Source organism: Ensifer sp. Root954 (genome assembly GCF_001429005.1).
Classification (GTDB): domain Bacteria; phylum Pseudomonadota; class Alphaproteobacteria; order Rhizobiales; family Rhizobiaceae; genus Ensifer; species Ensifer adhaerens.
Window position 1 is genome coordinate 151180 of record NZ_LMJM01000027.1, and the last position, 6775, is coordinate 157954.

A 6775-nucleotide genomic window follows, 5' to 3' on the forward strand; every position below is an offset into this window, starting at 1 on the left:
GAGAGGGGCGGGCGCCCGTATAGCCGAGCCAAGCGAGCGCCCACCGATACCGCCTTGGGAGGACGGGTCAGCTTGCCGAGGCGAGGCAGGTCTTCAGCGAGGTGCCGATCCCTTCCATCATCTGGAAATAGAGATCCGGGCCGGCCTCCAGCGTGCCGGCTTCCGGGTCCAGCGTACCGGATTTCGCCGGCGTTCCCTCGATCACCACATTGATCAGCTTCGGCTCGAACTGCGGCTCGGCAAAGACGCAGGTGGCACCGAGTTCCTTGATCTTGGCATGGATCTGCGACACCCGATCCGCGCCAGGCAGGACCTCAGGGCTGACGGTGATCGAGCCGGCGACGCGAACCTTATAGCGGTGCTCGAAATACTGGTAGGCGTCGTGGAAGACGACGAAGGGCTTGTCCTTCACCGGTGCCACGGTTTCCGTGAGCTTGGCGTCAAGCGCATCCAGGCGCTTGTTCAGGGCGTCCAGATTGGCCTTGTAGGCGCCCGCATTGGCAGGATCGGCCTCAGTGAGCGTCTTTTCGATCTCGGCGGCCATCGCCTTGGCATTCATGGGATCGAGCCACATGTGCAGATCGGCATCGCCGTGGCCGTGATCGTGGTCATGGCCGTGATCGTGCCCCGCTTCGCCCTCGGCATGCTTGTGGCCTTCCTCGCTCTGGCCTTCTTCACTGTGGCCTTCGTCGCCGTGGTCATGCGCCTCGAATGCACCGCCTTCGCGGAATTTCAGCTTCTCGATGCCGGGCGCTTCGCTGAGCTCCACCACCTTTGCTTGGCTGCTCAAGGCGTCGAGCGGCTTGTCGAGGAAGGCTTCGAGGCCGGGACCGACCCAGAAGACCACCTTTGCCGCCTGCAGGGCCGAGGCGTTCGAAGGCTTCATGTTGTAGGTGTGCGGCGAGGCGGCGCCCTCGACGATTAGCGACGGCTCGCCCACACCCTGCATGATCGAGGCGACAAGGGAGTGGATCGGCTTGATCGAAACCACCACATTGGGACTGTCCGCTGCGGCAGGTGCCGCAAGAAGCATGGTAGAGGCAAAAAGCAGGGCGGATGTCGATTTCATCGGGTTCTCCGGGCTTGATTGGCGTGCCTGCCACATCGGCCAGGCGCGCTTCGGGCATGCAAAACTGTTACTCCAACGGGCCGTTGCCGGCCTTGAAGTCGTCATGTAATGTTATTACATCAATTGCGTTATGCTATAACGTGTGCGATAGCCAGTGGCAACCATGCAATCCGGAATTTTTTCATGCTGAATTTCCGTTCCCCAGAAGCGCTGCCACTGGTCAATCTCAGCAATGCCGGCGTGCGCCGCAACGGTCGCTGGCTGGTGCGTGGCGTCGAATTCTCGATCAGCCCGGGCGAGATCGTCACGCTGATCGGCCCGAACGGCTCGGGCAAATCGACGACCGCGAAGACGGCGATCGGAGTGCTGAAACCGGACGAGGGCTATGTCGAGCGCAAGCCGGGCCTGAAAGTAGGCTACGTGCCGCAGAAGCTTGCCGTCGACTGGACGCTGCCTTTGACGGTCGAGCGACTGATGACGCTGACCGGCCCCTTGAAGGGGCGGGAGATCGAGGAGGCGCTGTCGGCGACCGGCGTGCTGCATCTGGCGAAATCCGAGGTGCAGCATCTCTCCGGCGGCGAGTTCCAGCGCGCGCTGCTCGCCCGCGCGATTGCCCGCAAGCCGGACCTGCTGGTGCTCGACGAGCCGGTGCAGGGCGTCGATTTCAGCGGCGAGATTGCGCTCTACGAACTGATCAAGCAGATCCGCAACCGCACAGGCTGCGGCATTCTCCTGATCTCGCACGACCTGCATATCGTCATGGCCGAGACCGATACGGTCGTTTGTCTCAACGGCCATGTCTGCTGCCGCGGCACGCCGCAGGCGGTCAGCCAGAGCCCGGAATATCAGAAGCTTTTCGGCAGGCGGGCCGCCAATACGCTTGCGGTCTACAGCCACCACCACGACCACACCCATTTGCCCGACGGCCGGGTGCTGCATGCGGACGGTTCGATCACCGAACATTGCTATCCTGGTGACGGCCATCACCACGACGATGAGGAAAACGTGCACGACCACGGCGAGGATTGCGGCTGCGGCCACCATTCGCGGCTGCACGGCTATGACGTGAAGGAGAAGCGCGATGCTTGACGATTTCTTCGTGCGCGCGCTGATCGCCGGCATCGGCATTGCCGTCATGGCCGGGCCGCTCGGCTGCTTCGTCATCTGGCGGCGCATGGCCTATTTCGGCGACACCATGGCCCATTCGGCGCTGCTCGGCGTGGCGCTGTCGCTGCTGCTCGAGCTCAACCTGATGCTCAGCGTCTTCATCGTCGCGGCCGTGGTCTCGGTACTGCTTCTCTTCCTGCAGCGGCGCGGGGCGCTGTCGACGGATGCGCTGCTCGGCATCCTCTCCCATTCAGCACTTTCCTTCGGCCTCGTCATCGTCGCCTTCATGACCTGGGTGCGCATCGATCTCGTCGGCTTCCTCTTCGGCGACATTCTGGCGGTCTCCGAGTCCGACATCGACATCATCTGGGGTGGCGGCATCCTCGTCATATTCGCGATTGTCTATCTCTGGCGGCCGCTCCTCGCCTCCACCGTCAATCCGGAACTGGCGGAAGCCGAGGGGCTGAAGCCCGAACGCACGCGGCTCTTTTTCATGCTCTTGATGGCGCTGGTGATTGCGATCGCCATGAAGATCGTCGGCATTCTGCTCATCACCTCGCTGCTGATCATCCCGGCAGCAACGGCACGGCGCTTCTCGACCTCGCCGGAAGTGATGGCGGTACTCGCATCGGTCATCGGCGCACTCGCCGTCACCGGCGGACTTTTCGGCTCGCTTCACTGGGATACCCCGTCGGGACCGTCTATCGTTGTTGCCGCGGTTGGGCTTTTCGTTCTGAGTCTGCTACCGATCGGCCGCCGCCCGCTCGAGGCGGCGCATCATTCCACGCCTGGAGGGCACCACTAATGGCTACGCCGCAACTGACCAAGAACCAGACGTTGGTGATGGATGCGCTCAGCCACTCCGAAGGGCCGATGAGCGCCTACACCATTCTCGACAAGCTGCGCGATCACGGCTTCCGCGCCCCGCTGCAGGTTTACCGCGCACTCGACAAACTGCTCGAATATGGCCTCGTGCATCGGCTGGAAAGCCTGAATGCCTTCGTCGCCTGTTCTTGCCCGCATGACCACGAACACGATCACGGCGTCACCGCCTTCACCATCTGCGAAGGCTGTGGCCAGGTGACCGAGTTTCATGACGAGGCGATCGAGCAGCGGCTTTCGACGCTGACGCGGGCGCAGAACTTCAAGACCGAGAAGACGACGATCGAGATCCGCGGCCATTGCCAGAGCTGCGCATAAGGGCAACTCTTCAGGGCCCGTGGAAAGCTTACCTTGAGGTGTTTGGCGCTCAGTCCAGCCGGGTGAGGTCGGCGGCGTAACGCCGCCAGTTCTTGACGTAATGCGCTGCCGAGCGTTTCAAGCCTTCGACCGCCGCATCATCCAGCGTGCGGATCGCCTTGGCCGGCGCGCCGACGATCAACGAATTATCCGGAAATTCCTTGCCTTCGGTGACGAGCGCATTGGCGCCGACCAGGCAGTTGCGGCCGATCTTGGCGCCGTTAAGCACGGTCGCGCCCATGCCGATCAGCGAGTTTTCGCCGATGGTGCAGCCATGGATGATGGCGCCGTGCCCGATGGTGCAGCCTTCGCCGATCGTCACCGGGAAACCGGGATCGACATGGATGACGACGTTTTCCTGGATGTTGGTGCGCGCCCCGAGCCGGATGGGCTCGTTGTCGCCGCGCAGGGTTACGCCGAACCAGATGCCGACCTCTTCGCCGATCTCGACCTGGCCGATGACATTGGCGTCCGGGGCCACCCAATAGCTGCCCTTCGGCGGCGTCTGTGGGCGAAGTGATCCAAGGGCGTAAAGCGGCATCCATTCTGTCCTTTCGCAACATGGCCGATCGGGGCCGGTCGGCAGGCGGCGGGCCGCCTGCCGGAAGTGAGCCGGTTAGACGACGCTGACGGCGAGCGCCGCAACCCCGTCGACGCCGCAGGTGACCTCGTCACCGCGCGCGACCGGTCCGACGCCCGAGGGCGTGCCAGTCATGATGACGTCGCCGGGGGCCAGCGTGAAGAGTTTGGAGAGTTCGGCGATGATCTCCGGCACTTTCCAGATCATCTGGTCGAGATCGCCCTGCTGGCGGAGTTCGCCGTTGACCTTCAGCCAGATATTGCCGTTGAGCGGATGGCCGATCGTTTCGGCCGATGCGATCGCCGAGAGCGGGGCGGAATGCTCGAACGCCTTGGCTGCAGCCCAGGGCTTGCCAGCCTTCTTCGCCTCCGCCTGCAGGTCGCGGCGGGTGAAATCGATGCCGACGGCATAGCCGTAGACGCAATCGAGCGCGTCCTCGACGGCGATGTTGCTGCCGCCACGTTTCAGGGCGACGACCAGTTCGACCTCGTGATGAACGTCGGTGGTCAAGGGCGGGTAGGGGAAGGCGCTACCGGCTGCAAGCAGGTTGTCCGGGTTCTTCTGGAAGAAGAACGGCGGCTCGCGGTCCGGGTCGTGGCCCATTTCGATCGCGTGGGCGGCATAGTTGCGGCCGACGCAATAGACCCGGCGAACCGGAAAGCCGACGAGGCTGCCGGAAATCGGCAGCAGCACGGGAAGCGGTGGGGGGATGATTGTTTCCATGATCGTCCGGTCTTGGGCGTCCGCCTGTCGCAACCGACAGGAAGAGCACCGCGCGTTTGTTGGGCGTTCGCCGTTGGCCGATTTCGGTTGAGGCGAGGCAAGAGAGAATCCGGACGTTACTTCATAAATCCGCGAATCGGAATCGATCCGCAGAAAAATTAAGAACAAGGATGGGGGACGAAGATTTTGATTAAGGCGCGCCCACCTGGGCGCGCGCGATCACGGCATCCGAAAGGATGCCATCATCGGCAAAGTCAGGCGCAATGAGCGTAGGCCTGAAGCTGGTCTCGGGTCAGGAACCGACCGTCCGAACGCGAGTTGAGTTCAGGATGGCTGTATTCGAGGCTGGGGACCTGGGGAAGCTCAAGGGCCTGGCGCACGGTCATGATGCCGAGATCACGACGGCCACCTTCACGCTTCACGGTGACTTCAACGATGCGATAGAGATTGCTCTCGCTCATATGTTCTCTCCCGTATATCGTTTTTCTTGAATTCCCTTAATGGGACTAAGGCGCTCCGAAATTGGTTTTTGTGAGGCACCTCAGAATATAGTAGAAAGAAATGAATGCTTCACGACAGAAATCGGGCCATTTCTGGAAAAATCACCCGAGATTGGGCAGTAATGTGCTGAAATGATGCGTTTGCTGGGCGAATGCCCGGAGCCTGAATAATCGTACGCGGCCGTCAAAGGCCGAAGCTTTCAATCAAAAAAGTCATCGTGTCGCTTGCCCGATGGCAAACGCTCGCCGCCTTCCAGCGGCACCTTTCGTTCAGCGCCGGCAGGCGCGTTAGTGCGTAGGCAACTCGGCTTCTTCGGCGGCCGAGATGAACAGCGATCGGGCCTCTTCTGCGGTGCGACGGCCGTCGATGGCGGCGCGGCAGGCACTGCGGGCGGCCACATAGAATGGTCCGCGGCGAGGCCAGTGGTCTGCGAGGCAGGCGAGGGCGTCTGAGGGGCCTTTGACGGTGCGGCAATCGCCGCTAACGAAGTCGAGTTCGATCGGCTGTTTCCAGACTAATTGCATGCGTCTCCTCCTCGAGATCATCTCAATGAACATCGGCATTTGCGACCGCCGGCCTCTGGCTCCTCTCGAGAAGGTCGGCAGTCGATCTTGCTAATGTAGCGCAGGAGTTCGCTTTTGTAAGCAGCTTTTCGGTTATGGCAGGACAGGCTGCCGCCGGCGGCCCCTCCGCCTGGCGCGAGTGCCGCGATTGGCGTTATCTGGGGATGCCACGCTGCAAGCTTTCGGCGAAGGCGCGACCGGCAATAAGCAGGCGTCCTTCGCTGGTATTGCCTGCGAGATAGTCGTCGATCAGCATCCTGGCATGCCGCCGCGCAGGCTCCCCGTCTCGCGCCCAGCCCTGTTCGATGCAAAGCGCGTCAAAGACGCGCTGCAGCCGCTCCATGTCGGCCTTCGACAGCGCCAGGCATTGTGTCGCTCGCAATGGGGCCACCCGTCCCTCCCACAAGGCCGCATTCCCGCGCGCACTATGGCAGAAGGCCGGCGAATTGAACCCCTCGGGAATGAGGGGTTATACGGGCACGCCCGTTGCCGTCGGAATTGTCAGGCCGCCGGGACGACGCGGTCCACCTTGGTTCGGCGACCGCCTTCCTCGATCCGATAATAGTCGGAGCCGATCTGCGCATACTGGTCGCAGCGCCGGCCGCCATCCTCGAAGGTGATGCAGACCTCGTCGCCGGTGATCGTGTAGCTGCCGCCATCGCGCACCTCGTAGTCACGATAACCGTAGCGGCCGTCGGGGAAGAAGGTGGAGTTGACGCCGTTGAGATTGTACCGCAGCGTCTTGCCGACGAGGAAGGCCTGGAGCGCATCGCCCGAAAGCGTCGGGACGGACGGGGCGGTCGGCCGGGGCTTCGCGATTTCAGGCGCCTCCAACTCCATCGATTGGCACCCGGCCAAGAGAAGCGTGAGAAGTGCCGCGATCGCGCGTTTCATGCCGTCTGTCCTTATTCCTGTGACCGGTAACGATACAGGAACGCTGCCCTAGTCCTGTCCGCGGTCGCCGTCAACCCCGTGCTGTGCGTAGCGGCGGGG

At 62.5% G+C, this 6775-nt stretch carries 10 protein-coding genes; 3 read left to right on the forward strand and 7 right to left on the reverse strand.

What is annotated here, in order from left to right:
- Positions 1-67: 67 nt before the first annotated feature.
- Positions 68-1069 carry a zinc ABC transporter substrate-binding protein ZnuA gene (gene znuA / locus ASE71_RS22630; protein WP_060520642.1) on the reverse strand — a complete coding sequence of 334 codons (1002 nt, stop codon included), beginning with the start codon at positions 1067-1069 and terminating at the stop codon, positions 68-70.
- A 183-nt stretch (positions 1070-1252) separates the two neighbouring features.
- Between znuA and ASE71_RS22635 the strand changes: the two genes are divergently transcribed.
- Genes ASE71_RS22635 through ASE71_RS22645 form a run of 3 tightly spaced genes read left to right on the forward strand, consistent with a single transcriptional unit; the run spans position 1253 to position 3376 of the window.
- Positions 1253-2158 (forward strand): metal ABC transporter ATP-binding protein, encoded by a 906-nt coding sequence (locus ASE71_RS22635; RefSeq protein ID WP_034788461.1) that lies wholly within the window; start codon positions 1253-1255, stop codon positions 2156-2158.
- Entirely contained in the window at positions 2151-2981 is an 831-nt protein-coding gene (gene znuB, locus ASE71_RS22640) for a zinc ABC transporter permease subunit ZnuB (RefSeq protein ID WP_034788464.1), read from the forward strand. Before ASE71_RS22635 ends, znuB begins: the two co-directional genes overlap by 8 nt.
- Positions 2981-3376, forward strand: a complete 396-nt coding sequence (locus ASE71_RS22645; RefSeq protein ID WP_034788467.1) for a Fur family transcriptional regulator — start codon at positions 2981-2983, stop codon at positions 3374-3376. The genes znuB and ASE71_RS22645 overlap by 1 nt, the downstream gene beginning before the upstream one ends.
- Before the next feature lie 49 nt (positions 3377-3425).
- On the opposite strand, the gene ASE71_RS22650 is transcribed toward ASE71_RS22645, so the two are convergent.
- The 6 genes from ASE71_RS22650 to ASE71_RS22675 all read right to left on the reverse strand — a co-directional run bounded on the left by ASE71_RS22650 (position 3426) and on the right by ASE71_RS22675 (position 6676).
- Positions 3426-3956, reverse strand: coding sequence for a gamma carbonic anhydrase family protein (locus tag ASE71_RS22650; RefSeq protein WP_060520643.1), 531 nt, complete (start codon positions 3954-3956; stop codon positions 3426-3428).
- A gap of 75 nt (positions 3957-4031) precedes the next feature.
- Positions 4032-4718, reverse strand: coding sequence for a fumarylacetoacetate hydrolase family protein (locus ASE71_RS22655; protein WP_060520644.1), 687 nt, complete (start codon positions 4716-4718; stop codon positions 4032-4034).
- A 254-nt stretch (positions 4719-4972) separates the two neighbouring features.
- Positions 4973-5179 carry a hypothetical protein gene (locus tag ASE71_RS22660; protein WP_034788476.1) on the reverse strand — a complete coding sequence of 69 codons (207 nt, stop codon included), beginning with the start codon at positions 5177-5179 and terminating at the stop codon, positions 4973-4975.
- A 327-nt stretch (positions 5180-5506) separates the two neighbouring features.
- Positions 5507-5743: a DUF982 domain-containing protein gene (locus ASE71_RS22665; RefSeq protein ID WP_082566472.1), complete on the reverse strand. Its 237-nt coding sequence runs from the start codon at positions 5741-5743 to the stop codon at positions 5507-5509.
- 193 nt (positions 5744-5936) lie between these two features.
- Complete coding sequence (locus ASE71_RS22670) at positions 5937-6173, reverse strand: hypothetical protein (protein ID WP_234798742.1); 237 nt, start codon at positions 6171-6173, stop codon at positions 5937-5939.
- 110 nt (positions 6174-6283) lie between these two features.
- Entirely contained in the window at positions 6284-6676 is a 393-nt protein-coding gene (locus ASE71_RS22675; RefSeq protein WP_060520646.1) for a hypothetical protein, read from the reverse strand.
- Between the last annotated feature and the right edge of the window lie 99 nt (positions 6677-6775).

Coding starts and splice junctions, on each gene's coding strand:
- znuA (WP_060520642.1), bottom strand. CDS start 1,069: ATGAAATCGACATCCGCCCTGCTTTTTGCCTCTACCATGCTTCTTGCG.
- ASE71_RS22635 (WP_034788461.1), top strand. CDS start 1,253: ATGCTGAATTTCCGTTCCCCAGAAGCGCTGCCACTGGTCAATCTCAGC.
- znuB (WP_034788464.1), top strand. CDS start 2,151: ATGCTTGACGATTTCTTCGTGCGCGCGCTGATCGCCGGCATCGGCATT.
- ASE71_RS22645 (WP_034788467.1), top strand. CDS start 2,981: ATGGCTACGCCGCAACTGACCAAGAACCAGACGTTGGTGATGGATGCG.
- ASE71_RS22650 (WP_060520643.1), bottom strand. CDS start 3,956: ATGCCGCTTTACGCCCTTGGATCACTTCGCCCACAGACGCCGCCGAAG.
- ASE71_RS22655 (WP_060520644.1), bottom strand. CDS start 4,718: ATGGAAACAATCATCCCCCCACCGCTTCCCGTGCTGCTGCCGATTTCC.
- ASE71_RS22660 (WP_034788476.1), bottom strand. CDS start 5,179: ATGAGCGAGAGCAATCTCTATCGCATCGTTGAAGTCACCGTGAAGCGT.
- ASE71_RS22665 (WP_082566472.1), bottom strand. CDS start 5,743: ATGCAATTAGTCTGGAAACAGCCGATCGAACTCGACTTCGTTAGCGGC.
- ASE71_RS22675 (WP_060520646.1), bottom strand. CDS start 6,676: ATGAAACGCGCGATCGCGGCACTTCTCACGCTTCTCTTGGCCGGGTGC.